General features: G+C 70.5%; 25 protein-coding genes and 2 pseudogenes. 13 read left to right on the forward strand and 14 right to left on the reverse strand.

Features of this window, described 5'->3' with window-relative positions:
- Window positions 1-172 precede the first annotated feature (172 nt).
- On the reverse strand, window positions 173-349 hold the full coding sequence (locus ATK36_RS30660) for a hypothetical protein (RefSeq protein WP_245915327.1): 177 nt from the start codon (window positions 347-349) through the stop codon (window positions 173-175).
- 76 nt (window positions 350-425) lie between these two features.
- A complete protein-coding gene (locus ATK36_RS30665) occupies window positions 426-1,559 on the reverse strand; it encodes a M48 family metalloprotease (protein WP_098514611.1) in 1,134 nt (377 codons plus the stop codon).
- Window positions 1,560-2,061: 502 nt separating this feature from the next.
- Here ATK36_RS30665 and ATK36_RS30675 point away from each other — a divergent pair.
- Window positions 2,062-2,418, forward strand: coding sequence for a hypothetical protein (locus ATK36_RS30675; protein WP_098514612.1), 357 nt, complete (start codon window positions 2,062-2,064; stop codon window positions 2,416-2,418).
- A 29-nt stretch (window positions 2,419-2,447) separates the two neighbouring features.
- On the opposite strand, the gene ATK36_RS30680 is transcribed toward ATK36_RS30675, so the two are convergent.
- Together ATK36_RS30680 and ATK36_RS32645 are read right to left on the reverse strand one after the other, a co-directional pair.
- Entirely contained in the window at window positions 2,448-3,878 is a 1,431-nt protein-coding gene (locus tag ATK36_RS30680) for an NF041680 family putative transposase (protein ID WP_098514613.1), read from the reverse strand.
- 305 nt (window positions 3,879-4,183) lie between these two features.
- Window positions 4,184-4,339, reverse strand: coding sequence for a hypothetical protein (locus tag ATK36_RS32645; RefSeq protein ID WP_170069974.1), 156 nt, complete (start codon window positions 4,337-4,339; stop codon window positions 4,184-4,186).
- Here ATK36_RS32645 and ATK36_RS32650 point away from each other — a divergent pair.
- From ATK36_RS32650 to ATK36_RS34340, 11 genes and pseudogenes are all read left to right on the forward strand, one after another.
- Entirely contained in the window at window positions 4,338-4,481 is a 144-nt protein-coding gene (locus tag ATK36_RS32650) for a hypothetical protein (RefSeq protein ID WP_170069975.1), read from the forward strand. The genes ATK36_RS32645 and ATK36_RS32650 overlap by 2 nt on opposite strands.
- Before the next feature lie 41 nt (window positions 4,482-4,522).
- Window positions 4,523-8,680: a tetratricopeptide repeat protein gene (locus ATK36_RS30685; RefSeq protein WP_098514614.1), complete on the forward strand. Its 4,158-nt coding sequence runs from the start codon at window positions 4,523-4,525 to the stop codon at window positions 8,678-8,680.
- Entirely contained in the window at window positions 8,673-9,140 is a 468-nt protein-coding gene (locus ATK36_RS30690) for a hypothetical protein (protein WP_098514615.1), read from the forward strand. Before ATK36_RS30685 ends, ATK36_RS30690 begins: the two co-directional genes overlap by 8 nt.
- Window position 9,141: 1 nt before the next feature.
- Window positions 9,142-9,300, forward strand: a complete 159-nt coding sequence (locus tag ATK36_RS32655; protein WP_170069976.1) for a hypothetical protein — start codon at window positions 9,142-9,144, stop codon at window positions 9,298-9,300.
- Window positions 9,293-9,430 (forward strand): hypothetical protein, encoded by a 138-nt coding sequence (locus ATK36_RS32660; protein WP_170069977.1) that lies wholly within the window; start codon window positions 9,293-9,295, stop codon window positions 9,428-9,430. Before ATK36_RS32655 ends, ATK36_RS32660 begins: the two co-directional genes overlap by 8 nt.
- 1,083 nt (window positions 9,431-10,513) lie before the next feature.
- Window positions 10,514-11,353, forward strand: coding sequence for a geranyl diphosphate 2-C-methyltransferase (locus ATK36_RS30695; protein WP_098514616.1), 840 nt, complete (start codon window positions 10,514-10,516; stop codon window positions 11,351-11,353).
- A gap of 14 nt (window positions 11,354-11,367) precedes the next feature.
- Window positions 11,368-12,486 carry a family 2 encapsulin nanocompartment cargo protein terpene cyclase gene (locus ATK36_RS30700; protein WP_245915328.1) on the forward strand — a complete coding sequence of 373 codons (1,119 nt, stop codon included), beginning with the start codon at window positions 11,368-11,370 and terminating at the stop codon, window positions 12,484-12,486.
- 211 nt (window positions 12,487-12,697) lie between these two features.
- Window positions 12,698-12,946, forward strand: a pseudogene (locus ATK36_RS34900) (ATP-binding cassette domain-containing protein); the annotation flags it as partial.
- A pseudogene (locus ATK36_RS34905) lies at window positions 12,928-13,149 on the forward strand (hypothetical protein); the annotation flags it as partial. The pseudogenes ATK36_RS34900 and ATK36_RS34905, both read left to right, overlap by 19 nt.
- 21 nt (window positions 13,150-13,170) lie before the next feature.
- Complete coding sequence (locus ATK36_RS34085) at window positions 13,171-13,320, forward strand: hypothetical protein (RefSeq protein WP_245915416.1); 150 nt, start codon at window positions 13,171-13,173, stop codon at window positions 13,318-13,320.
- The gene (locus tag ATK36_RS34340) at window positions 13,321-13,452 is read left to right on the forward strand and encodes a hypothetical protein (RefSeq protein ID WP_281259107.1); all 132 of its coding nucleotides are present in this window, start codon (window positions 13,321-13,323) and stop codon (window positions 13,450-13,452) included.
- Between the two features lie 8 nt (window positions 13,453-13,460).
- Here ATK36_RS34340 and ATK36_RS30710 read toward each other — a convergent pair whose 3' ends face one another.
- The 6 genes from ATK36_RS30710 to ATK36_RS30735 all read right to left on the reverse strand — a co-directional run bounded on the left by ATK36_RS30710 (window position 13,461) and on the right by ATK36_RS30735 (window position 17,995).
- Complete coding sequence (locus ATK36_RS30710; protein ID WP_098514618.1) at window positions 13,461-13,685, reverse strand: hypothetical protein; 225 nt, start codon at window positions 13,683-13,685, stop codon at window positions 13,461-13,463.
- Window positions 13,682-14,467: a hypothetical protein gene (locus ATK36_RS30715; protein ID WP_098514619.1), complete on the reverse strand. Its 786-nt coding sequence runs from the start codon at window positions 14,465-14,467 to the stop codon at window positions 13,682-13,684. The genes ATK36_RS30710 and ATK36_RS30715 overlap by 4 nt, the downstream gene beginning before the upstream one ends.
- A gap of 187 nt (window positions 14,468-14,654) precedes the next feature.
- The gene (locus ATK36_RS30720) at window positions 14,655-14,996 is read right to left on the reverse strand and encodes an ArsR/SmtB family transcription factor (RefSeq protein ID WP_098514620.1); all 342 of its coding nucleotides are present in this window, start codon (window positions 14,994-14,996) and stop codon (window positions 14,655-14,657) included.
- Window positions 14,997-15,110: 114 nt separating this feature from the next.
- Window positions 15,111-15,857: a hypothetical protein gene (locus tag ATK36_RS30725; RefSeq protein ID WP_245915329.1), complete on the reverse strand. Its 747-nt coding sequence runs from the start codon at window positions 15,855-15,857 to the stop codon at window positions 15,111-15,113.
- 109 nt (window positions 15,858-15,966) lie between these two features.
- Window positions 15,967-16,461 carry a pyridoxamine 5'-phosphate oxidase family protein gene (locus tag ATK36_RS30730; RefSeq protein WP_098514621.1) on the reverse strand — a complete coding sequence of 165 codons (495 nt, stop codon included), beginning with the start codon at window positions 16,459-16,461 and terminating at the stop codon, window positions 15,967-15,969.
- An 85-nt stretch (window positions 16,462-16,546) separates the two neighbouring features.
- A complete protein-coding gene (locus ATK36_RS30735; RefSeq protein WP_245915330.1) occupies window positions 16,547-17,995 on the reverse strand; it encodes a CocE/NonD family hydrolase in 1,449 nt (482 codons plus the stop codon).
- A gap of 133 nt (window positions 17,996-18,128) precedes the next feature.
- Here ATK36_RS30735 and ATK36_RS30740 point away from each other — a divergent pair, with 133 nt between their 5' ends.
- Window positions 18,129-18,815 (forward strand): TetR/AcrR family transcriptional regulator, encoded by a 687-nt coding sequence (locus tag ATK36_RS30740; RefSeq protein ID WP_245915331.1) that lies wholly within the window; start codon window positions 18,129-18,131, stop codon window positions 18,813-18,815.
- 64 nt (window positions 18,816-18,879) lie between these two features.
- On the opposite strand, the gene ATK36_RS30745 is transcribed toward ATK36_RS30740, so the two are convergent.
- The 4 genes from ATK36_RS30745 to ATK36_RS30760 all read right to left on the reverse strand — a co-directional run bounded on the left by ATK36_RS30745 (window position 18,880) and on the right by ATK36_RS30760 (window position 24,447).
- Window positions 18,880-19,878: a helix-turn-helix domain-containing protein gene (locus tag ATK36_RS30745; protein ID WP_098514623.1), complete on the reverse strand. Its 999-nt coding sequence runs from the start codon at window positions 19,876-19,878 to the stop codon at window positions 18,880-18,882.
- Window positions 19,879-20,038: 160 nt separating this feature from the next.
- Complete coding sequence (locus ATK36_RS30750; RefSeq protein ID WP_098514624.1) at window positions 20,039-20,269, reverse strand: DUF397 domain-containing protein; 231 nt, start codon at window positions 20,267-20,269, stop codon at window positions 20,039-20,041.
- 521 nt (window positions 20,270-20,790) lie between these two features.
- The gene (locus ATK36_RS31860; protein ID WP_141544579.1) at window positions 20,791-20,970 is read right to left on the reverse strand and encodes a hypothetical protein; all 180 of its coding nucleotides are present in this window, start codon (window positions 20,968-20,970) and stop codon (window positions 20,791-20,793) included.
- A gap of 2,310 nt (window positions 20,971-23,280) precedes the next feature.
- The gene (locus ATK36_RS30760; protein ID WP_098514626.1) at window positions 23,281-24,447 is read right to left on the reverse strand and encodes a cytochrome P450; all 1,167 of its coding nucleotides are present in this window, start codon (window positions 24,445-24,447) and stop codon (window positions 23,281-23,283) included.
- Window positions 24,448-24,594: the final 147 nt, after the last annotated feature.

A 24,594-nucleotide genomic window follows, 5' to 3' on the forward strand; every position in this document is an offset into this window, starting at 1 on the left:
TGAAGGGCCCCTTCACAGCGACGGTTCGGTGGGCTTACGCCGAGGGTGGCCTGCTGGCGCGGGAACTCGGTGCGTGGCAGACGGTTTCGTGTGCGCTCGTGGTCGCCGCGCCGGGCGGCGGTGCGCGTCCTGTCCGGTCCGCCGAACCGGTAGGCGGTGAGTGCCTCGGGGTTCAGGCCGGTTCGACGCGGAACACCGCGATCCGGCTCGCCGCCGCGGCCACCGCGTCCGGCGTCGCCGCTTCCGCGAGCCCGGTGGTCACGAAGCGTTGCCCGACGCTGGCCGGGCTCGTGGCCACCAGTTGGCCCAGCACCAGACCGCGGTCCTGGCGCTGATTCCGGCCACGCATCGCACTGTCCGAAGTAGACGGTGTGTGCCGAAGCGAGGCGGGCCGCCTCCGTGAATGGAGACGGCCCGCTGAGGGTTCAGCGGCGGGCCGCAGCGGACTTGTCGCCGGTGTCCCGGACCAGCTTCGGGTACTCCTTCTGGAACAGGTCGATCATCGTGGCGGACGGGACGATCTGGTTCGGGTTGTCCTGACCGGTCGCCTGCCCGCTGCCCCAGGCGCCGGCGGCGCGGCGCTGATCGGGCGTGCCGTGGCTCTGCATGCAGTCGCCGATGGAGGCGTCGAGATAGCTGACCTCCTGCTGGGCGCGGGCGTCCCAGGCCTCGCCCTTGGCGTGGGCGACGAAGTAGCTGCTGTAGGCGTCCGGGCCCATCTCGCCGGATTCGTTGCGCGGGCGGTTCTTGTTCGCGAAGTCGACCTGGTGGCCGTACTCGTGGCCGATCACGGACTCGACCGAGACGTCGTCGAAACCGAGGATGCCGGTCACGTCGAGCAGTCCGTCGCCCAGCGCCACGCGCTTGCCGCCGGGGCCGTTGCCCGGCGAGGAGAACGCGTTGAGCGTGAGCAACGAGTTGCGGCCGCCCTGCAGGACAGGGAGTTCGTAGAGCACCTTGGCGGTCAGCGCGGCGGCCTTGGCCACCTTCGCCGGTGCGAGGCCGAGGCCGAAGGTCTGCTTCATCTTCGCTTCGCTGCCGAGGTCGGTGCCCTTCCAGGCGACCAGTTGGATGTTCCAGCTTTCGATGTTCCAGAACCCGCGCAGCTTGCCCATCGCCGCGGCGGCCCGCGGGGTGTACTGGCCGTCGGTGCCGAACACCTGCGGCGTCTTATCGCTCGCGACATTGTCGACGTAGAGCTCGCCGAGCGCGGACAACGCGCTCAACGCATCGCTATCCACCGGTCTGAGCTGTGCGGAAAGCTTGTCCGCGTACGTCAGCAGCGAGCCCGGGGTGCAGTCCTGGATCGACGCCTGCTGGGTGCGGGGGTGCCGTCCGATCTGCGGGACCGGCGACTCGAAGAGCCGGTCGACGCCGTTCACCGCGCTCGCGGGCATCCCGGCGTAGAGTTCGGACACGTACTTGTTCAGCTGCGCCACGTCCTGTTCGACGGTGGACGGCGCGGTCGCGGACGCCGGTACGGCAGTGGCGAGGCCGAGCGCGGTCAGTGTTCCCGCCACGGCCAGCGTCCTACCGAGGAATCCGGTCCGGTTTCGCATGGGTGTTCCCCTGTTCTCTCCGATTCAAGATCGCGAAGTCACCGTAGGTCCGGGCGGGAGCCGGAATCGGTCCCGGACCGAGATCGCCCGGGATGGCCTACGTCTTTCGGCGGTTCCCGCTCAGCGGAGACCGGCCGGACCGGGGCGGTCCGGCAAGACCGTTCGGTCCACTGTCCATTGCGGACCGAAGTCCGCGGATCACGGTGCGCCGGACGCGGAATGCCTGGTGTGATCACGATTCACGGCTGCACTCGTCCACAGCGGAAGCTCTTGTGGCAATACCGGAGTCACTACATCGAGGAAGGACCATGGGTGACCGACAACGCCGAGCTGCCGACCAACTGGGGCCGCTGGGGTGACCGCGACGAGCGCGGCACACTGAACCTGATCACCGACGAGGTGCGGGCCGCGGCAGTCGCCGAAGCACGCAGCGGGCGGACGTCTCGCTCGCGCGGCCGATGCCGACCTCGCCGATCGTGGCCGGGCCGATGGCGCCGCTGGGGTGGAATTGCTCGGCGCGATGCAGGCGCAGCTGTTTACCGGCATGCCGGTGCCGGGGACCGCCGAGCTGGTCATCATGCTCACCCACCACCCGGAGGTGACCCACTTCGACTCGCTGGTGCACCAGGTGCTCGACGGCAAGGTGTACCCGGGCGTCCCCTACGCGGAGGCGGGCGACCTGTCCGGCTATCGGCACGGGTCCACGGCGGTGTTCGGCCAGGGCGTGCTCACCCGTGGGGTCCTGGTGGACCTGGCCGCGGACGGGCCGCTGCCCGAAGGGCACGGGGTGACCGGCGAGGCTCTCAGGGTGTCGGCAAAGTCGGTGTGGAGGGCCCTGCGCGGCTGTGGAGGGCTGTGAAGGGCCCCTTCACGGACTCAGCTTGTTGTTTAACCTGTGTGGTTGCGGTGCTGCGCGAGGGTGAGGTCGCGTTTGACGGTTTTGCCGACGTTGTAGCGGGTTGCGGGGTGGTGGTTGGTCGAGCCGGCTGGGCGTCCAGGACCAGGCCGGGAGGGTTTCGGTGCGGCTGCGGGGCGGGTTGTCGTCGCGTGCAGGTTGCGAAACCCCCGCCGAACCCGAGCCGGAGTCAACCGGCGGGGCTCGGTGACTGGTTTCTCCCACGGGCGGCGGTGATCCTCGGCCAGCGGGCGGGCCAGTCGCAGTTGCGTGTGGACGGTCAGGATCAGCCAGGTCCAGCGGTCAGCCGATTCCGGGGCGCGCAGCTTGGGACGGGTCCACCCGAGGGTCTGCTTGAACAGCCGGAAGGTGTGCTCCAGGTCGAAGCGGCGCAGGAACACCTGCCAGAGCAGGTCGACCAGTTCGGCACTGGCGCCGGTGACCGAGGACCACAGCCAGACCGGTTTGGGGTCGCGATCACCGGGCAGATGCTCGACCTGCAGGCGGATCACGGTGCCCTCCACCAGGGGAAGCTCACCGTCGTGGTCCAGCCAGGGGCCGCGACGGGTCAGGCGTGGGTGCAGCCGGTCCCATGCCTGGGCCTGGGCGTGTCCATAGCGGGTGGTGTCGGTGCCGGTGGTGTGCTCGGGGGTGTGCCAACTGGCGGGATCGGCCAACGTGAACACCCCACCGTGCTTGGCCCGGCGGCCGGGCGCGCCCGGCCGCCGGGGCGGTGCGGGCCGCAGCATCACCCGGTCGGAACGGATCCTGCCCACCACCTCGACGGGCAGATCAGCCAGCACGAACGCCAGCCGGGGCAGGTCGTAGCCGGCATCGGCCACGATCAGAATGCTCGGATCGGCGGGCTGCCAATGGCCGGCGTCGATAATCCGGCCCACGACCGCGCGTAGCTGGGCGGCGGTGACCGCGGTGGCGTCGTCGGCGGGTCCCAGCCGGACCGCGTCCAGGACCGCTGTCCACGAGGTGCGCCCGGTCTCCAGCGCCGCGACGAACGAGTAGGGCCAGCCGGGGATCATCTGGGCCTGGCCCTTGCCGCGGGCGTAGGTGTGGCAGAACAGCCGCTCGGGGCTGCACGCGGCGTCCGGGCGCAGCCAGTGCGACACGTCCACGCCCAATGCGATCCGCCCGCCCGCGGCACGAGGCAGGGGCAGGCGTGCCAGGGTGGTGCGTAACCGGCCGACCTCGATCGTGCCGTGGTTGATCGCGTCGTAGCCGGCGCCGTGCCCGCGCCGATGCTCCGGGACCAGCGACAGTTCGGCCAGGCTGGCGACCGGCCCGTCGGCGCACAGCACCGCGTCGGCCAGGTCGGACAAGGCGTCCGCCCGACTGGTCAGGCACTGGTGGAACCGCTCCCGGAACGCGGACAACTCCCCGAGTGCACCGGCACGGCCGGCGTCGTGCACACTGATCAACTGAGGCCCCTGGTTGTGATCTTCCTTCTGTCGCAAGAAGAATGATCAACCAAGGGCCTCACCCACGATCAACCGGGGTAGCGCGACAACGCAACCGGGTTAAACAACAAGCTCAGAGTCCGTGAAGGGTCCCTTCACGGACCCGAAACCGGTCGGGCAGCCACGGCTCTCTCTGCTGATCACGGGCCCACGACCAACTTTGCCGGGACCCTGGGCGAGGATCTCGACCGGGCGTGCGAGCGGGCCGGGGTAGAGGTGCGCAGCGGCGACGCGCTGGTGATGCGCGGCGGCTGGGACTACGCGCACAGCAGCGACCGGCGCATCCCGAGCATGAGGCGGACGCGATCCGCTGGATGCACCGGCACGAGATCGCCTTGTACGCCGGGGACATCGGCGACGCGAAGCCGCCGCTGGATCCGGCCGCGTTCGCGCCGCTGCACCACGATGGGCATGCCGCTGATCGACGTCGCCGATCCGGCCGCGCTCGCCGCAGCCTGCGCCGAGGAAGGGCGGTCGACGTTCCTGTTCGTCGCGGCACCGCTACGGCTGGAGACCGCGAGCGGGGTGCCGGTGAACCCGTTGGCGGTGTTCTGAAGTCCCGGTGCGGGTAGGCTCCCGGCAGGGGGTGCCTGCTGGTGAGCACACTGGTGATCGGGTCGGACGAGGTCGTGCTGCGCGCCGGGGGCGAGGTCGCCCGGCATCGGCACGACGGCCCCGACGACCGGCTCCGGGAGCTGGTCCGGCAGCTGGCGAACCGGCCTTCCGCCGCGGTGGCCCGGGAACTCGGTGAGCTGCTGGGGCAACGGTTCCTCGGCGGTGCGATCGGCCCGGCGCTCACCCGGGAGCGTGGTGGGCTGGCCGTCGAGGCAGCTGGCGAGGAGCTGGCCGATCTGCCGTGGGAGGCGGCCATCCCGCCCGGGTGGGCCGTTCCGCTGGCGGAGCGGCTCGACGTGTGCCGTGCGGTCGCCGTGCCCGCGGCGGCCGCCGGGCAGCGTCCGTCCGGTCCGGTGCGGATTCTCGCGGTGATCGGCAGCCCGGACGCCGAGGGCGGCGAGCTGCTCGACCACGAACGGGAGCTGGCCCGGATCCTCGACTCGGTGGATCCGGGCCGGCGGCGCCGGGCCGAGGTCCGGGTCCTGGAATGGGGCAGCACCGCGGCGATCGCCGCCACGCTCGCCACCGAACCCTGCGATGTGCTGCACCTGTCCTGCCACGGCCGTCCCGGGTACCTCCTGCTGGAAACCCCGTCCGGCGAACCGGACCACGTGGACGCCGCCCGGTTCCTGGCCGAGGCGTTGCCGCCGGGCGCGCCGGTGCCGCTGGTGGTACTGACCGGGTGCGCGACCGCACTGGCCACCCCCTTCGACCCCGCCGGGCTCGGCCGGGGCCTGGTGCGGGCGGGCATTCCCGCGGTGCTCGCCATGCGCGGACAGGTCGGCGACCACTACGCCATCGCACTCTGCGGGGCGCTGTACGAACGACTGGCCGACGGCCTCGATCCGCGGACGGCGGTGTCGGCAGCGCGACGCGAACTGGCGGGTGAAGCCGCGGAATGGATTGCGCCGGTGCTGTTCCTCGCGAATGGGAACCCTCCGGTGCTCGTTCCGGGTGTGGTCGGCGGACCTCCGGCATGGGGAGACGGTTCGACGGAACCATCCGGGCCTGCCGATGCCCCGGGCAGCCATAGCACGCACGACACGGCGCCAGGCAACGAAAACAGCTCGCCGACCGAACCGCACCAGCCCGCCGGTGCCCTGGGCTGGCGTGACCGTCCACCGGGCTACTTCGTCGGCAGGCGGGCGGCCATCCGGCGGCTGGGCCGGGAACCGCGCGGCGTGCTGCTGCACGGGATCGGCGGGGTCGGCAAGACGAGCCTCGCCGGAGAGCTGGCGAGCCGCGCGGAACGGGACGGCGCGGTCGTCGTGGCGCTGACCGGACAGGTGACGGTCGACGCGATCGTCGACGAGACCCGGGCGTCACTGAGCCGGTACTGCACCCGCAACGGGCTCGCCGCAGACCATCCGGCTCGGCGCGTGGTGACGGAGCTGTCGCGGCCGGGCCGCACCGGAGCGGAGGCGGTGTCGCTGGTCGGCGAGTGCGGGCTGCCGGTGCTGCTGGTCCTCGACAACGCCGAAGACGATCTGGCGTCCTTTTCGGACGGTGAGCTGACGGAGTTCCTCACCGGCTGGCTCCGTCGCGGCCGGGTGGTGCTCACGTCCCGTGTTCCGTTCGAGATCGCGGGCCTGCCCGCCTATCAGGTCGGGCCGCTGAACTGGCCGGAGACCCGCAAGCTGTGCTGGCGCCTGCCCGGCCTTGCCGCGTTGCCCGCAGCATCCCAGCGGGTGGCCTGGCAACAGCTGGGCGGGCACCCGCGGGCACTGGAGTACCTGGACGCGCTGCTCCGTGCGGGAAACGCCCGGTTCGCGGACGTCAGTGCGAGGCTGGCGGCGGCGCGCGATCGGCTGCCGGCGGGCTTCGCCGGTGCGGTGGCGGAGGCCGGTGCGTTGATCGCGGACGACGTGCTGCTTCCGGAGTTGCTGGCCAGAGTCGACGGCGATCCGCTCGCCCGCCGGTTGCTGCTCGGCGCGTCGGTGTACCGCAACCCGGTGGACCGGACCGGGCTGGCCTGGCAGGTTGGGCAGCTGAGGGAAGCGGATGCGCCGGAGCAGAGCGAGATTCCGCCGTTGACTGTCCCGAGTGGACTCGACGCGGCGATCTCCTCGCTGGCCCGGCTCGGGCTGCTCGCACCAGCCGAAGGCGGGCAGCTGGTCCATCCGGTCACGCGCGGCGCGTTGCACCGGGATGTCGTGCCGGGCGAGCTGGCCGGGGCGCATTTGCGTGCCGCCGGGTACTGGATGTGGCGCCTCCGCCTCCGTGGCGCCGATGACCCGGTCGACGTCGGCATGCTCATCGAAGCCGTGCACCACTACTTCGCGGGCGGCGATCTGGCGCAGGCGGCGGAAATCGTGGAGCTGACCGTCGGCGAACTGGACACCCGGGGCCGCTGGGCGTGGGCCGAACAGCTGGGCACGCAGGCACGCGAATGGGTGCCGGAATCGGAGATCGCCGCGGTGCTCACCTTGAGCCTGGCCTCGGTGCGGCACATGCGGGGCGACAGCGAGGGCGCCGAGCAGTTCGCCGCCGACGCGCTGCAGCGGTTCGAAAGACTGGGGCAGCGGGAAAACGTGGCCGCGGCCCGGCATCAGCTGGGCATCATCGCGCATCAGCGGGGCGAGCATCGCCGCGCCGGCCAGCTGTACCGCCAGGGTTTGGCGACCTACGAGGAACTGGGCGACGGCAACGGGATCGGGACCGCCTGCCATCAGCTCGCGCAGCTGGCGGAACAAGAGGGCGACACCGCGCTCGCGGAGCAGTACCTCGAACGTTCCCTGGCCGGCGCTCGTGGGGCAGACGATCTGTCCGGCGTCGCGCGGGCCACGCACGAACTCGGGCGGTTCGCCGCGAGCCGGGGCGACTACGTGAAGGCGGAGTCCTGTTATCTGGCCGCGCGCAACGGTTTCGCCCGGCTCGGGGACCGCGTTCTCGTCGCCAACACCGAGACCGTCCTGGCCGCGATCGCCCGGCGGCAGTGGCGGTTCGACCAGGCCGGGGAACGGCTCCGGTCCGCATTGGACGTGTTCGAGGAGATCGGCGCGGCCGACCGGATGGCCGAATGTCACCTGTCGCTCGGCAAGCTCGCCAGGGACCGGCAGGACTACCCCTGGGCGGAAACGTGCTTGGTCACCGCCGCCGGGCTGTTGGACGAAGCCGGGGCGTGGCTGCTGGCGGCCGAAGTGCTCGGGCTGGTCGGCGAGGTGCGCACGCTCGGCGGGAACCTTCCCTCGGCCGTGCTCGCCACGACGGAAGCCCTCGCCCGCTTAGAAACGGCGGGTGAGCCGCCGCGCAATCTCGATCTCTGGCACGCGATCCAGTACGCCGGGCTGGGGGAGGCCGCGTTCTCGGACCTGGTGTGTCAGGCGTTGGGCCCCGAGGAAGGCCAGTACACAGTGGAGAATGCCGGGCAGGTCCTCGCCATGAGCAGCGTCGCGGGGCTCTACCACAGTCTCGGGATGGACGCGGCCGAGCGCGAGCCGGGTGCCGCGTGGGGGTACTTCCACGCGGCGTTGCCCGGGTACGAGGCGGATGGGAATCTGCCGGGCGTCGTGCACACCCAGGAACAGCTCGGGGTGATCGCGATGGAACAAGGCGAACTGGACCACGCCGAGCGGTACCTGACCCGGTCGCTGGCTGGGCACGAGCAGCTGGGCGACCCGGGCAACGTCGCGATCGGCCACCATCTGCTCGGCCTGCTGCTGCAACGGCGGCGGTCGTGGGCGGCGGCGGATGAGCACCTGAGCGTGTCCATCGCGATCAAGCAGCGGATCGGTGACCGGGCCGGCGAGTCGAACAGCCGGTTCCACCTCGGCCGCAGCGCCGAGGACCAGGGCCGGCTGGACCGCGCGGAGGAGATCTATTACGAGTGCCTCGCCGCGGACATGGCCTCGGGCGACCGGGCCGGCCAGGCGGTGACCGAGGCGCAGATCGGCATCGTGCTGGGCAAACGCGGGCTGGCCGCCGAATCGGTGCCGTGGCTGGTGCGTGCCCTGCTGGTGCACCTCGAACTGGGCTCGCGCCAGGCGGCGCGGCAGCTCACCGTGCTCCGCGAACGGCGGCGCGCACTCGGCGAGGCGGGCTTCCGTGCGAAACTGGGGGAGTGCGCCGACGGTGCCGCGGCCGAGCAGGTGCTGCGGCACACCGAACTGCTGCCGGGTACGGAGGACGTGGATGGCTGAGGACGAGGACGAGCCCTACCCGTCCCTGCCGGTGGTGCGGGCCGAACTCGACGTGGAACTCGGCCTGCTGGAACGACGTTCGACCGCGGTGGACACCAAGGCCGGGCTGGTGCTCGGGTTCGCCGGGGTGCTGGTCGGCCTGACCAAGGACGTCCAGACCTGGATCACCGTGGCCGGGCAGGTGCTCGCCGTGGTCGCCGCGGTGCTGGCGATCCTCGGTTTCCTCCCGCGCTACGGCGGCGCGGTCAACCCGATGACGTTGCGGCAGAAGTACCTCACCACGGACAAGGCGGCGACCGAGCTGGCCGTGCTGGACACCCGGCTGCTGCTCAAGGAACAGGACGAGGCCGCGCTGCGGGTCAAGGCCCGCCGCGTGCGGGCCGCCGTGGTACTGCTGGTGCTGGCGATCGCGGTGGTGGTGGCGAACTCCGCGGTGCACCTGGTCCGGGCGGGTGGCTGAGATGCCCGCCGAGCCGGACCGCCCGCCGGTGCCCCCGGTGCGTCCCGACCCGGAGCTGGTCTGGCAGGTCGAGGGGGACGAACCGACCATCGGCCAGTACCGTGACCGAACCCGCGAGGCGGCCGGGCGGACCGGCCGGGAGGAGCCCGACCATGAGTGACGACCCGCAGCCCCCGGCCCCGGCGCCGCAGTCCGGCACGGACGCCCCACCCCCACCGCCGCTGCTGGAGGACCCGGCGCTGATCGCCGAGGTGGTCCGGGAAGCCCCGCCGGAGTCCGGGAAACGCTGAAGCCTCAGCGGTACCCGCCGCGCCGGGCGGTGCCCAGTGACCACGTGCCCATCCCGCAGATCGGCCTCACGATCCACAGTGGACACACGGGAACCCCTTCCGGTTCTGGTCTGGCTATCCACTGTGGACATTATGACCGTCGCGAAAGCGGTCACTTGTGCGCGCGGCAGGAACGCATAAGGAACTTGACGTAGCGGCCGACGCGGGCGGACCGGCTCGGACCGGCTCGGACCGGCTCGGACCGGCTCGGACCGGCTCGGACCGGCTCGGACCGGCTCGGACCGGCTCGGACCGGCTCGGACCGGCTCGGACCGGCTCGGACCGGCTCGGACCGGCTCGGACCGGTGCCCATCATTACCAGTCAGGCGCGGCTTTCGCCACCATAAAGGCGATCCGAATCGTGGCCGGGCGTGTCCGGGGCGCTGAGCTGCTGAAAAACAGGTGAAACGGAACCCGGGCATGTCCCCAGGGTCCCGGCAAAGTTGGTCAAAGGGCCTGTGATCAGCAGAGAGCCGTGGCTGCCGCGTCATCATCGGCGGTACCTGCCCTCTTCGTCGATTTCGCCCGGCAGCAGGCGATGCGGAGGTGTTCGAGGCGCGCGACCACCTCGTGGTGTGTTCCGGACCTGTCCCGGGTCTGTGAAGGGGCCCTTCACAGACTCAGAGTCGGTGAAGGGCCCCTTCACAGACCTTCACGGGCCTCCGGAGTCTGCGCAGGGCCTCTCCGCCGACGTTGCCGACAACCCGGGCGTGTCCCCTTGTCGTGTCCGATGGCGGATCCGTCCACTACGGACGGTGTTATACCGTCATCCGGACGTGGCAGAAGCCTCCACTTTCGTGGTTCAGGACCTCGCCCGCTCCTACCCGTTGCAGGAGTGCGTCTAGGCCAGAAGAGCCACGCGGAAACGGATTGCTCGTCCGGCGAGTGAACCGGCCTGGCGCATCTTGTCCGCGGAAAACATTCCTCGCTAGCGTTCTGTCCCGAAAGGAGGCCCGGTCACCGCCCCCGGCGGCGCACCGGGCCACCCGTTTGCTTCCCTCCGGGGATGTGCTCTGCAAGTGCCGTGGAAAAAGGAGCTACCAGATGACGTCTGTCGACCTGCCGGTCACCCGCACCGCGTATCAGCGATCGATCGCCGATTACTGGAATGCGGAGAAGGATCCGGTCAACCTCCGGCTGGGTGACGTCGACGGTCTTTATCATCACCATTACGGGCTCGGTGACTACGACCCGGCCGTGCTCGCGGCCGGCGACGAGGCGATCATCGCGGAGATGCACCGGCTGGAGAGCGCGCAGGCGGACGTGCTGCTCGATCACCTCGGCCCGATCCCGGCCGGGGGCAGGCTGCTCGACGCCGGATGCGGGCGCGGCGGTTCGAGCGTGATGGCGCACCGCCGGTTCGGCTGCCAGGTGGACGGGATTTCGATTTCCCAGCAGCAGGTGGAATTCGCGAATACGCAGGCACAGAATCTTGGCGTTGGTGATTCCGTGCGCTATCACCTGCGGAATATGCTCGACACCGGATTCGAGACCGGCGCGTTCGCTGGAATCTGGAACAACGAGAGCACCATGTACGTGGATCTGCACGAGCTGTTTGCCGAGCACGCGCGCCAGCTCGCGCCCGGCGGCCGGTACGTGACGATCACCGGATGCTACAACGATGTCACCGGCGGCCGTTCGCGTGCGGTGAGCCAGATCGACCAGCACTACATCTGCAACATCCACGCCCGCGGCGACTACTTCAAGGCCTTGGGCGATAACGGATTCGTGCCGATCAGCGTGGTCGACCTGACCGCGGCCACCATTCCGTACTGGGAGCTGCGGGAGAAGTCCTCGGTCGCCACCGGGATCGAGGGGCCGTTCCTGACCGCCTACCGCGAAGGCAGCTTCCACTACCTGCTGATCGCCGCCGACCGTATCTGAACCGGGAGATGACCATGTCCGCAACGGCCGCCGGCTGCTCGCAGCCGGCGCCGGCGGTCCCGGCCGGGCTTCCGGCCGGGCCGCTGGGCCTCGGCACGTCCGCCGCCCGGATCGCGGCGCAGTTCGCGCCGCCGACCGGGCACGATCCGGCCTACACCCACCGCCAGTGGGGGGACGGCAGCGGGCCCCCGCTCTACATCCCGGTGGTGGCCCGCGTCGACGACGCGCTCGCCGAGGAGGTCGACCGGCGGCTGGTCGTCTGGGCCGCCGAGTGCGGGTTCACCGGCAAGGGGCTGGACCAGATCGCGCACGCCGGGTTCGGCAGACTGGTGATGCTGGCCCACCCCGACTGCCTCGATCCGGACCTGCTGCTGATCGCGGCCCAGCTCAACGCGGTCTGGTGGGCCGCCGACGACTACTACGCCGACGACAGCTCGCTCGGCGCGGCGCCCACCGAACTGCCGCCGCGGCTGGCGCTGGTCATGTCGGCGATGGATCCGGTCGCCCCGGCCGGGGAGTTCTCCGAGCCGCTGGCCAAGGCACTGCGCGCCGACCCGATCCGGGTGGGCCTGCACGCCGCGATCGAGCACCTGGGCAAGCACGGTTCGCCGGTGCTGACGCAGCGGGTGTGCTACTCGACCTTCGCCATGTTCGTCAGCTGGGACGCGTACGCGGCGTGGCGATACACCGGCAACTATCCCGCAGCATGGGAATACCTGGCCGCCCGGCAGCACGACAGCTTCTACACCTCGATGACGCTCATCGACGCTGTCGGCGGCTACGAGGTGGACGCCCCGTTCTACTACGACCCGCGGGTCCGCGAGGCGATGATGCGGGCGGGCACGGCCTCGGTCCTGGTCAACGATCTCTTCTCGGTGACCAAGGACGCGGCCGACGAAAACCCGGTGTGCAACATGGTCCTGCAGATCGCCGCGGACAAGAAGTGCTCGGTCGAGCAGGCGGTGGTGGAGACCGTCGAGCTGCACAACCGGATCGTGCACGAATTCGAGGAAGGGCACCGCGCGTTGCTCGCGGTGCCCTCCCCGGAATTGCAGCGGTTCCTGATCGGCGTCCGGTCCTGGATGGGCGGCAGTTTCGAGTGGCACGCCACCAACCCCCGCTACCAGTCCTGAACCCCGGTCAGCAGGTGGTTCAGTCCACCGGCCAGGCAGGCGGAAACCGCCGCTGGCCGAGCTGGCCGGGGAGCGGAGTTCGGCGTGCGTGCGGCTTTCGGAGATCGAGGACGAGCCGGCGGACACCGTTGCCGGGCAGGCGGCTGGTGCGGCGGCCCCTCGGCCGGCTCCGGCACGCGACGCGATCGTCACCGTGACCGGGCTGGGCAAGGTGTTCAAGACGAGCCCGCTGATCGGGCGGACCCGGACCACCGTCGCGCTCGACGACGTCGGGTTCACCATCGCCCGCGGCGAATCACTAGGGCTGATAGGGGAAACGGGCTCGGGCAAGACCACCATCGCGCGGACTTTGCTGGGGCTCGTCACGCCGGACGCGGGCCGGATCGAGCTGGACGGGATCGACTCGAGCAACTACCGCAAGCTCTCGCGCGCGGACCGCAAGTGCGTCCGCCGGTTCGTCCAGGTCGTGTTCCAGGACCCGTACGCTTCGCTCAACCCGGCGCTGCGGATCGGCTCGGCCTTGCAGGAGGCGATCGACCAGCGCGGGACGAAGCCGCCGACCCGGCGGCCGAAATCGCCCAGCTGCGCGGCAAAGTCGGCCTCCCCGCCGAGTACGCGGAGCGGTTGCCGTCCGCGTTGTCGGGCGGGGAGCGGCAACGGGTCGCGATCGCCCGTGCCGTCGCGATGCGGCCCGAAGTCCTGATCTGTGACGAACCCGTTGCCGCACTGGACGTTTCGGCGCAGGCGCAGGTGCTGGAACTGCTGCGCGAAATCCGCCGCAGCGAGGGGATGAGCATGCTGTTCATCACCCACGACCTGGCCGTCGTCCGGTAGATGACCGACCGGGTGCTGGTGCTGTTCCGTGGGAAGGCGGTCGAAACCGGGCACACCGAAGAGGTGCTCGCCGATCCGCGCGACGACTACACCCGGCGGCTGCTGGCGGCGGTCCCCGGAGGACCGGAATGATGGTGCGCCTACTGTTCCAGCGCCGCGCGGTCCTCGGCCAGGGCTGTCCGTACCTCGGGCAGCAGGAGGTCGCCGGCGTCGACTTCGTGCCGTTCGGCGAGTTCCAGGAGTTCGGCCAGCCGGGCCCGGTGCAGGTAGGCCTCGTACGGATGCCCGGCCGCCATCGCGGTGACGGTGGCGGCGTGGGCGTCGGTGAGTCCTCGCCGTAGCTCGGCGGCGAAATGGCCCGTCATGGCGCCGCCAGCGTGGTCGGTTCGCAGACCGCGAGCACGGCCGCGGCGACCCGATCGGCCAGCACCCGTGCGGCGGTCGCCATCGGCGGCCGGCCGACGGGTTCCACGTCGGCCAGCGCGGCTGTCGCGGCGAGGCGCACTTCGATGTCGAAGCACGGCCGGGGTGCCTTCGCCGCGGCACGCATGATCCCGGCGACCGCCGCGGACGCAGTGTGCACGTGGTCCCGGGTCAGCACGGTCAGGCGCGGATCGCCGGTGTCCTCCGGCAGCGCACCGAGCAGGTCGAGCACCACGTCCGCCCCGAAAACGGCCTGGTGGAGCGGGAACACCGCGGCGTCGCTGAGGTTCCACAGGGCGAGGTCCCGGGTCCCGCCGGCGATCAACAGCGTGGTGACCGCGGGCAGCATGCGCGCGCCGGCCACCAGGACCCGGGTGTCCTCCGGCGTCCGGCCTCGCCCGGCGAGCACGGACCGCACCGCGGCGGCGAGGGCGATCGCGGTCGCGTCCTGATCGGTCAGTACGCAGTGCCCGGCGCCGAGTCCCTGCTGCGCGGTACGGGCTCGCGCGGGCTCGGTGTGCGTCAGCAGGATCGCCGGGTGGTCCCGGGCGATCCGCAGCAGCTGCGCGGAATCCACCTTGCCGAGCACGATCGTGCGGGCGGGAATCCCGGCCAGCCCGCTGATCACCTCGACGCAGTCCCGCAGCACCACCTCGACGTCGTCGCCGGATACGAGCGCGGATCCGTCCGAGACCACGGCGATGGGCTGGCGTTCACCCGGCATCGGCAGCTGTCCTCCCTGACTCGACCATGGTGGCCATGATCTGCGCAGTTAAAGAATTTCGCAAGTGCCGTGTTGTGCGAGTAGGGCCACAGTAAGTCCTCGGGTGGCTACCGGTCGTTGCCCGGCGCGGTGCGCGATGCGGCCGTTGCCGGTGTGGGGAAAGCCCGGTGCGACCGGGTGTGCGGGGTCAGGAACTCCGGGCGGCCGGGCCACGCAGGCCGTCGAGCAGCTCCATCTGGCCGGACAGCACCTCGGTGAGGATCCGGCGGGCGACGGCGAGCAGCTCGGCGACATCGGGGCTGGTCAGCGTGTAGATCACGCTCGCGCCCTCCTTGCGGGTGGTGACCAGCCCGGCGCGGCGCAGCACAGCCAGCTGCTGGGACAGGTTGGCCGGTTCGATGCCGACCTCCGGGAGCATCTCGGCGACCGCGTGTTCCCGCTCGGACAGCAGTTCGAGCACCCGGATACGGGCGGGATGGCCCAAGGTCTTGAAGAACTCTGCCTTAAGCTGGTACAGCGGCCTGCTCACCGCGCGCTCCCTCCGGATACTCCGTCAGGGCTCACTATTTCAACAGTTGCGAATCTTGGCAAACCCGAAAGAGCCCCGCGCCGGGTGGCGCGGGGCCCAGGTCCGGGTGACTCGTTACGGGATCACGCGGTTGCGCAGGTTGTTCGGGTACGGCCCCTCGCCGTGCGCACGCAGTTCGGCGCCGACGTCGAAGGTGTAGAACGGGTGCGAGGTGAAGTACCCGTTGAGGTCGGCGATGTTGCCGAGGAAGCAGATCCCGTCCGCGCCGCCCGCCGAACGCGGGCCGTTGCAGAGGGTCAGCGTCGGGTACTTGAACCCGTCGAGCGGGCGGAGCCCGGCCCCGCCCGGACCGGGCACCGGCAGTTTGCCGATCAGCCCACCGGGGTCGCCGGGCCAGTTGGACTCGCCGGACTGCCGGCGGCCGTCGGAGAACAGCACGCCCTGGATGTTGCGTCCCGGCGGTTCGGTCTCCAGTACCGTGCCCGCGACGAGCGCTCCGAGGCTGAATCCGACGATGTACACCTTTGTGTTCAGGTCGCAATTCGACTTGACGTACAGGTTGTACAGCGCGGTGCGCAGATTCGCCACGCCGGCGTCGACGTCGGCATAGAGATTGATGTCCTGCTGCGCGTTCGGGAAGGGAATGCGGACGGGGTTTGCGCCATTCGGGGCGAGTTCCGGCTTGAGGAGATTGAACGCGCCGCCGTCCTGGTAGCCCGGAAGGACGAACATCACCGGCCCGCAGGCGTTCGCCGTTCTCGCGGGCGCGGCCACGGCCGTTCCCCCGGCGGTGAACAGGCTGCAGAGCACCAGCACCGCCGCCAGCGGCCGCCACCTTCGCTTGAGATCCACTTCGCGCACTCCGTTTCCTCGTCCGGAAGATCACTGGGATTCTCCGACGGTAGGGGAACCGGAGAAAATGTCCAGAGCAGCGCGGCGATCCGGCGTTCGGAGTGCCGGAATGGGGTAGTCACGCATTCCGCGCGGCGCGCTCGCGGTCCAGTTCCTCGATGGCGCTCGGCAGGGTCGTTTCGAAGTCGATGAGCTTGGCCCAGGTCGGCGTGATGACGATGCGGACCATGCCGCGGTAGAGCGAGCGGATCTCGGCCTCCCAGGCGGTGCGCTGCTCGGCGGTCATCGTGTAGGTGCCGTTCATCCGCAGGTATTCCCCGGGAATGCCGTCGACCTCGTCGAGTTCCGCGCGGCCGCGCAGGAGCAGGATCCGCGGCGGGTGCACCTCGGTGTCGATGGTCAGCGCGACGTCCGGATTCACCCGCAGGGCAGGCAGTTTCGGCGCGTTGGTGGTGGTGCACAGGACGATCCGGCTGCCGTTCCAGGTGAACGCGATCGGCACGCAGCGCGGGGTCCCGTCCACGGCGGTGTAGGCGAGCCGGGTCAGGTCGCGGGCGAGCAGCTCCCGGCTGAGCGGGCGGTTCAGGATCCCGGCGACCTCTTCGGCGTACATGGTGTTTCTCCGCCCGGACGGGCTGTGGACACAGCGGGAACGGCGCGGGCGGGGCGGATTCGACGCCCAGTTTAGGTGAACTGGGTCACTCCGGAATGATCGGCAGGTACAGGTGGGAGGCGTGCGCCCCGCCGAAATGGAGGGTCGCCGTGCGGTCTCGCTTGCGGTCGGCCGGATCGTTATGCGCGAGCCGGCCGAGATTGTCGTCGTCCGCCCGGACCTGCAACCGCAGGCGCTGGCCGGGTTCCAGCGTGAGCGAGGTCGGCCAGATCTCCACTTCCAGCAACGTCGGCACACCGGGTTCGAGCGGCCTGATCCGTTCGTGGCGATGCCATGGGCGGTGCGGCAGGGTGCGCGCGGGATCGAGCTCGCGGTGGGAGGCGCGCAGCCAGCCGAGCGCCATCGGCACCGGGGTGGCGGTACCGCCGGGGCCGATCGCGGGGATCCGTTCGCCATCGGCGCGGTACTGATCGAGCTGCACGAAGACGTCCACGTCCTCCGCGGGGGAGGAGATCCACAGCCGGAGCGCGAGCGGGCCGGTGATCTCGATCCGTTCTGTGGCAAGGAAATCGAAGGCGGCTGGATACGGCTTGCCGCCCTCTTCGGGTGGCTCCCAGCCGAGCCTGTCGTGGCCGAGATAGAGCCGTTGCCATTGGGTGCGGGGGAGCGGCCAGCCGGCTTCGTCGCGCCACTGCGCGTCGTGGCCGCGGCGGATCGCGAGCCGGACTGGTGGCACGCCGTCCATCGCGGCCTCGTCGCCGTCGAGGAAGCGCCGCAGAAACCGCAGCTGGAGTTCTTTGGCCCAGTCCGCGTAGTAGGGATCGACGTGCGAGCCGACGTGCACCACGAGCCACTTGTGCTCGGACGCGGCACGCTGCCAGCCTTCGATGTTCCCGCGCAGATGCAGGTGGAGGGAGCCCCAGTTGCCCGCGGACAGTACCGGGACCCGTACCCGGGACAGGTCTACGGTCCGCTCGCGGTACCAGTCGTCGAGCAGCTCGCGGGAGCGAAGCTCGGCCGGCATGTCCACCGGGTCCTCGCCGCTCAGCTGCGGGACGAGCTGCCGCTGCCACCAGTCGTCCGTGGCGCTGGTGTGGATGCCGCCCTGGCGTCCCCAGTCACGGTAGAAGTCGGTGCAGCCCTCCCAGACCACGACTGCGGCCAGATGCGGCGGCTGCAGCGCGGCGACGCGCCAGCCCATCATCGCGTACCAGGAGATGCCGCTGGTGGCGACCTTCCCGGTCGACCACGGCTGCGCGGCGCACCATTCGATGACGTCGTAGCAGTCCTCGGCGTCGGTGCGGCCGAAGACGTCGAGCCGCCCGCCGGACTTGCCGCTGCCCCGCGCGTCGGCCCGGACCACCGCGTAACCGCGTTCGGTCCACCACTGCGGATTCGGGGTCTCCCAGACCATGTGCTCGTTCTGGTCGACCAGTTCGTAGAGCGGGTAACGCTCCGGCCAGTGGACGTCCTTGCCATACGGGCCGATCGACGCGAGCACCGGCACCGGCCGGTCATGATCGGGCCGGAACACGTCGAGAACGAGCGGAATGCCGTCTCTGGCGGGACGACCACGTCACGGTCGATGCGCATCGGCTTCCCCCTCGGTCGTGGCCTGAATGCGAACGCAGATTATCATTCGAATCTGGCCGCGGTACAGTCCACCGGTGAGCTCGCACGCCGTTCCCGCCTTCCGTCCGCCGCAGCAGGCCCGCAGCCGGATGTCGTTGCGGAAGGTGCTCGACGCGGCCGAACAGGTGCTGGCCACCGGCGGCCTTGCGGAGTTCACCGTGGCCACGGTCGCCGATCGGGCCGGGGTGTCGGTCGGTGCTATCTACCGGCGGTTCGCGGGTAAGGAACAGCTGCTGCACGCGGTCAAGGACGAGCTGCTCGGCAGGCTGGAAACCGGTGTGGCGGAGGCACTCCGCGGCGCGGAGTCCGGAGCGGACGGTGTGCTCGCCGCGTTCGCGCACGCGCTGGCGGGCACCTTCGCCGGCCATGACCGGGTCTTCCCGGAGCTGCTCGGCGGGCAGCGCGCGGACGCCGTCGAGCGTGGGCTGCGGACCCTCGCCACCGTCCAGGACGCGCTCGCGGACGCGTTGGCGCCTTACCGGCGCGAGATCCGGCGCGCCGAGCCCGACCGTGCGATCCGGGTGGCCGCCCGGACGATCGCCGGCTCCTGCGTGCACCGCGCGGCCACCTGCCGGTCCTGGCCCGACGGGCTGACCTGGCCCGGCTGGGCCGACGAGGTCGCAGCGATGGCCGGGGCCTATCTGGGCACGCCGGGCGGCTACGCATTCCGTGGTGCCGGCTCGTCCTCGCGATCGGGGGACGATCAGCGGGAAAGCCGATGACTCTTGGTCACCGAATCGACGGCCGACCGGGTCACCGAGGTCAGGGTGCGCACCCGCGCTTTGCTCACTTGAGCGATTCCCGCAAAGAATCCTCCCGGGAATCGGTCGTCGGCACATTCATTTCCCGGGTGCGGCGCGCACCGGCATTACCGGGTTCGGGCGGTGTCACCTCGGGCACCGGGGTGTTCGCCGATTCGGTCCGGCACTGGTGCGCGAGTTCGGTGAACCAGGCCAGGGAATCCTTGCGCGGCAGGGCGACGGCCAGGAGCGCGGCCCAGGACTCCTCGTAGAGGGCGAAGGTGTCGTCGGTGGCGCGGGTGACGTTGAGCCGGTCCGGATCCTCGGTGTAGGCGAAATCGGGTACCTCGCCGGGGTCGAAGCGCAGAATGGTGAAATCGGTGTCGACGTGCGCCGCCGCGGAGAACGGGACGACGCGCAGGTCGATGCTCTCGTGCTGGTGCAGCAATGCGGTCAGATGCTCGAACTGGTCCCGGGCGACGGCTGGGGCGAGGTGTTTCCGGGTGCGCAGCACGCAGCCTTCGCTGATCAGGAACACGTAGCGTGCGTCCGGGCGGCGGCCGAAGATCTGCTGCCGGCCCAGCCGTTCGGCGACGCGTTCGGCCACCCGGTCCCGGTCGCGCGAGCGGAACTGCGCGCGCATGTAGTCCTCGCTCTGCAACAGACCGGGCATGCGTTCCCCGGTCCAGCTCAGCATCTCCACCGCGTCCGCTTCCTGGTAGAGGATCGGCCGGAACCACGAGGGGGCGGCGAAGCGCCGGTCGGTCCGGCGGCGGCCGGGGGTGCCGGAATGGTTGAGCCGGCGCAGTTCCGCGGCGGTGTCCAGGTCGATGCCCAGCGCCCGGATGATGTTCTCCAGGTCCGGCTGCGGGGTGCCGGTCTTGCCCGCCTCGATCTTCTGGATCTTGGGCTGGCTGCAGCCGACCTCGGCGGCCAGTTGTTTCTGCGTGACCCCGCGATCCTCGCGGCAGGCACGGATGCGGATGCCCAGCCGGGTGCGCTGGGTCCGGTCGGACAGCGGGGGACGGCGTGCAGAAGGGATCACCTGGGCTCCACAACCATTTCGGGCGGGGTGAGGACCCGATCAGGGTAGTGAACCCGGGCGGCCCGCGCCGCCCGGGCGATTCAATTCCCGACGGTGTTCACCCGTTTACCGGAGTGCGCTGCGGAATGTGGATCAGGTGTGCACGGAATGTGATGAGACGTCAAAAGGCGAACTGCCCCCGCCGGACGGCGCCGGTGAAGGACACCCACTCTTCCCGGTCGAAGACGAGCACCGGCGAACTGGGCAGCTTGCTGTCCCGGATGCCCACCCGGCCGTCCCGGCCGAATGCCACTTCCACGCAGTTTCCCGAGTTGGTGTCGCAGGCAGCCGGACGGTGCCAGGCGGCCTCGGGGAAGAGTTCGGCGGTTTCGTTCGGATCGTAGTAGTTCACGGCTCGCCCCTTGGTGTGTGCGGAACTGCGGAAATATTCCCGCTCAACCCTGTGCCGGGGGATATTCCACGCGCAAGGTGTGCCGGAATACTACTTGTCAGTAGAATGACAATTCACTCGGACGGGCAGGGCGGGGGTATTACCGGACAATTCCGTAGCGGATCGGGTTCCGTGCTACCCGGTCCGGTGATTTTCGTGGTGTCTCCCGGTGACGGATTCGGGTAATTCCCGGCGCCGGATCGTGCGCGCGCCGAATAGCTCCGCCGTGGGGGGCGGTCCGGTCAGGGTTCCGGCAAAGTTGGTCGGGGACCCGGCAGCGGGCGATGCTGAGGTGTGTGCGACCACCTCGTGACGTGCACCGGACCGGTTTCAGGTCTGTGAAGGGGCCCTTCACGGACTCAGAGTCTGTGAAGGGCCCCTTCACGGACCTCCACACCGACTTTGCCGACACCCTGGCGGTCCGGTATTCCGGAAAGGGCGCACGGGCGGGTCCGGGTGCCGCGCCTGACCCGCCCGTGCGGCTACTTGCGGCCGCTCCCGGCGCGCCGCTGGTGCAAGGTGTTCGCGAGCAGGATCGCCGCGCCGGAAGTGCCGATGCCGCGCACCGCCGCGGTCGGCGCCGCGGTGATGAGCAGCAGCGCCAGCACCAGCAGCGCGCCCAGCCCCACCACGACGGCCAGGACCAGCACAAAGGCCCGCACTGTCGTCGCCGAGTCGCTGAGATTCTTCGAGCGCTGCGCACCCCGGGTGCGTGCCTTCTTCGGCCGCCGGTGGGCCCCCGTGGCACGGCGCAGGGCCCTCGGCCGGCTCGGTTCGGGACAGTGGATGCCCGGTTCGGGGTGAAGCGACCCTGGCTCGGGAGGTGTTTGCGGCTCGGAGTGGAGCGATTCGTGGAGTGTTCTCGGCGCGGGGTAGACAGATCCCCGCTCGGGAATTCTCTGTTCGGTATGGAACGGTCCCGGCGCGTAGGGCGTTTTCGATTCGGCGTGGAGTGCTGCCGGTCCGCCCTGGAGTGATTCCAGTTCGCCCTGGAGTGATTCCGGTCGGTGGTGGAGTGTCGCCGGTTCGCCGTCGGGTGTTTGCGAGTGGTGGCGGGGTGATCCCGATTCGGGGTGGAGTGCCGCCGGGGCGGTGTGCGGCTTTTTCCGTCGGGGGAGGGATTGTGGTTCGGGGTGGCGTGTCCTGGGGTTGTCGTGGGGTGTTTCCGGTTCGGGTTGGGCTGCCGCTGGGTCGTCGTGCGGTGCGTCCCGTCGGTGACGGGGCGTTCGAGGCTGGGCGTGGGGTGTTTCCGGTTCGCGGCAGGGCGATCCCGGTTCAGGTTGGGCTGCCGCCGGGTCGCTGTGCGGTGTTTCCCGTCGTTGGCGGAGCGTTCGCGGTTCGCGGTGGGGTGATCCCGGTTCGGGTTGGGCTGTCGCCGGGCCGTCGTGCGGTGCTTCCCGTTGGTGACGGGGCGTTCGCGGCTGGGCGTGGGGTGTCCCTGGCTCGCCGGGGAGTGTTTCCGGCTGGTGGCGGAGCGATCCCGGTCCGTCCTGGAGCGGTTCCCGGTGATGGCGGGGCGATCCGGGGCCGGGGTGGCGGACCCCCGGTGCGCCTGGGGATGCTTCCGGCTCGGAGGACAGCAACCGCGATTCGCCGCGGAGCACCGCCGGTTCGTCGTGGCATGTTCCCGGCTCGCCGCAGCGTGCTTCCGGTTCGTCGCGCGGGACTCTCGGTTCGTAGTGGATGGATCCCGGCTGGCTGCGGAGGGCGCGCAGTTCGGGCCGGAGCGGCTCCGGTTCCGCACGGTGCGGCTCAGGACGCGGCGGTGCTTCGCGGTGCGATGCCTGTCGTCGGCAGCCGCAGGTCACCGGTTCGTCCTGGCGTGGCCCGGATCGGTGGTCCGGGGGCTGTGCTGAGCGGCGGAGCGCGCCGCCTTCGCGCAGGAGCGCCTCCGGATCGTTGCTGAGGGCGCCGAAGCCGAGATCGAGCCGATTTCGCCCGTATCGGGGCGGCGCGGACGGCGTCAGCGGGGTGGCGGCCGCGTGAATGGTGACCGTCACCCGAGCGGGAGGCCGGCTGGGGGCGACCAGATACGTGTCGTGACCGCGGTGGGGCCGCTCGGGCGGCGCGGCGCCCAGCGGTGCGCGGGACTCCGCGCCCGGTTCGGTCATCGTGTGGTCCCTTCGTGATGACAACCAGGAGTGCGCAACGGGACTTCCGTGCCGTGCCCGAGTCCCGTTCCGCCGCCGCGCACTCCAGGTGATTCCAGAATGGAATATTCCGTACAGAATATGCCCCCGACCAGCGGTACGGCTCATTTTGGCACGACCGGACTCGGCTCTGCATCCCTGCCGCCGAAATATCCTGCACCGCGGATTCCCCGGTCCGGACAAAGAAATCCGCTGGCCAGCGGCGGTGGACACGGCTCGCGGCCGCCGGCGGCGAGAGGGGCGGTCGTGCAGGTTTTTCACGTCTACCTGCAGGTTTACCCTGGGAGAGTGAGTGTCGTCATTCGATAAGGTGATTATGCTACTGACGGTATAAGTTACGGTCGATTCCCGCCTGCGCCGGGCGGGAATCACCGGCCCGCCGACCACCGCGGAAATCGCAGCGAATCGCGCCCTGAAATACGGGTATCGACGCGTCGGCGCGTTGTGTCGGCGGATTCCGCTTCGGTGTCCGGCGGAGCCCGGCGTGGTGCCGCGATGCCCGCGCGGAGAGGGTGCGGTTTTCGCCGCCGGGCACCGCGTCGCCGAGCCGATCCGGCTGACGGCTTCGCCCCCATGGCCGGATTCCGACGCGGCGGGCGGGGTATTCCGCGTTCGGCTTTCGGGCGGCACCGTTTCGGACCGGCGTCGCGTGCTCGGCCGCGCGCCGGATGCCCAGCGCCGGGGGACTCTGCACCGGGCGACTCTGTGCCGAGCGACTCTGTGCGGCGCGATCCTGTCCCTGGCGGTATTGCCCTGGACGACCCTGGTCAGGGCGGCTCTGTGTGGCGTGACTCCGTGGTGGGCGGCTTCGACGCCGGGCGGTCAGCGAAGGGCCAGCTCCAGCCCGGTCAGCTCGTAGGACTCCATGTTCGACCGGATCCGGATGCGCGGCGCCCGTGCCATCCGGATTCCGGGCAGCGCGAGCAGTGCGGTGAGGAACAGATCGGTCTGCTGCAGCGCGATGGGTGCCCCGGGGCAGCGGTGCGGGCCGTCGCCGAAGGTGAGTCCTTCGGCGATGTCGCGGGGCACTCGCAGCTCACCGGCGTCCGATCCGGCGGCCGCCGGATCGAGGTTGGCCGCGGCGACCCGGATGTCGATCTTCGCGCCGCGCGGGATGGTGGCGTCGCCGACCTCCAGTTCGGCGGTGGTCCGCCGGTAGAGATCGGACACCACCGGTTCGAGGCGGAGGATCTCCTGCAGGATCGCCTGCCTGCCCGGTTCGTCGGCCGTGGTGTAGGCGGCGCGCAGGGCGTCGTCGCTGAACAGGTGGAACGCGGCGAGCGTGATGAACTCCCGGGTGGTGAACATCCCGGCGCCGGCGAAGGTGACGCATTCGCCGAGCACCTCCAACGCCGTGCACCCCTCGTCGAGCAGGTGCGAGACCAGGTCTCCGCAGCGGTGCTTACGCCGCTTCCGCATCGAGGGCAGGATGTTGAACAGGAAGACCGACAGCGCGCGGCCGCGTTCGTAGAGCAGCCGGCCGATCGCGCGCGGGCTGCCCCACCCCGGTGCGACGGCGGCCTCGGTGAAGAACCGCTCCAGCCGCCGCGCGAGTGCGGCCCGCGACCCGTCGAGCCCGATCACCTCCGCGACCACCCCGACCGAAACCGCGAGCGCCAGTTTGGACAGATCGGCCCGCCCGACCCGGCGCAGGCGATCGCACTGCTGCTCGACGAGACTGCACATCAGCCCGCGATACTCCTCGTCCACGCGGCGGGGCGTGAAGTACTGCGCCGTCTGGCGGCGGTGCTCGCGGTGCTCCGGCCCGTCGCGATAGAGCACCGGACGGCGCATCTTCCGCGGCAGATTGTCGTAGGCCTCGATGCCCAGCCCGGCCTGGCAGGTGTCGATGCTGCGCAGCACCGCCCGAGCGCCGGCGTAGTCCTGGACCAGCCACACCCCGTCCGCCCCGGCCCGCACCGGGCAGCCCGGGACCTGCGGCCCCCGATCCACCCTGCGTCCGATCCCGGCGGGCACCTCGGCTGGCATCTACGGCTCCTCGCGATTCGGCGGCTGTCCCGCCCATTGTCGACCACGGCGGCAGGCCCGTCGACGGACTTCCGTCGGGATTTGGCGGCGGATCGTGTGGCGAGTCCTCAGTGGACAGACTGGCGCGGCTCCGGAAGCCAGTGCACG

It is taken from the genome of Amycolatopsis sulphurea (genome assembly GCF_002564045.1).
Lineage (GTDB): Bacteria > Actinomycetota > Actinomycetes > Mycobacteriales > Pseudonocardiaceae > Amycolatopsis > Amycolatopsis sulphurea.

Coding starts and splice junctions, on each gene's coding strand:
- ATK36_RS32645 (WP_170069974.1), bottom strand. CDS start 4,339: ATGCCCATCGTGGTGCAGCGGCGCGAACGCGGCCGGATCCAGCGGCGG.
- ATK36_RS30730 (WP_098514621.1), bottom strand. CDS start 16,461: ATGTACGCCGAAGAGGTCGCCGGGATCCTGAACCGCCCGCTCAGCCGG.
- ATK36_RS34340 (WP_281259107.1), top strand. CDS start 13,321: ATGACCGACCGGGTGCTGGTGCTGTTCCGTGGGAAGGCGGTCGAAACC.
- ATK36_RS32660 (WP_170069977.1), top strand. CDS start 9,293: ATGAGTGACGACCCGCAGCCCCCGGCCCCGGCGCCGCAGTCCGGCACG.
- ATK36_RS30665 (WP_098514611.1), bottom strand. CDS start 1,559: ATGCGAAACCGGACCGGATTCCTCGGTAGGACGCTGGCCGTGGCGGGA.
- ATK36_RS32650 (WP_170069975.1), top strand. CDS start 4,338: ATGCCGCTGATCGACGTCGCCGATCCGGCCGCGCTCGCCGCAGCCTGC.
- ATK36_RS30700 (WP_245915328.1), top strand. CDS start 11,368: ATGTCCGCAACGGCCGCCGGCTGCTCGCAGCCGGCGCCGGCGGTCCCG.
- ATK36_RS30710 (WP_098514618.1), bottom strand. CDS start 13,685: ATGACGGGCCATTTCGCCGCCGAGCTACGGCGAGGACTCACCGACGCC.
- ATK36_RS30695 (WP_098514616.1), top strand. CDS start 10,514: ATGACGTCTGTCGACCTGCCGGTCACCCGCACCGCGTATCAGCGATCG.
- ATK36_RS34085 (WP_245915416.1), top strand. CDS start 13,171: ATGCGGCCCGAAGTCCTGATCTGTGACGAACCCGTTGCCGCACTGGAC.
- ATK36_RS30715 (WP_098514619.1), bottom strand. CDS start 14,467: ATGCCGGGTGAACGCCAGCCCATCGCCGTGGTCTCGGACGGATCCGCG.
- ATK36_RS30760 (WP_098514626.1), bottom strand. CDS start 24,447: ATGCCAGCCGAGGTGCCCGCCGGGATCGGACGCAGGGTGGATCGGGGG.
- ATK36_RS30690 (WP_098514615.1), top strand. CDS start 8,673: ATGGCTGAGGACGAGGACGAGCCCTACCCGTCCCTGCCGGTGGTGCGG.
- ATK36_RS32655 (WP_170069976.1), top strand. CDS start 9,142: ATGCCCGCCGAGCCGGACCGCCCGCCGGTGCCCCCGGTGCGTCCCGAC.
- ATK36_RS30660 (WP_245915327.1), bottom strand. CDS start 349: ATGCGTGGCCGGAATCAGCGCCAGGACCGCGGTCTGGTGCTGGGCCAA.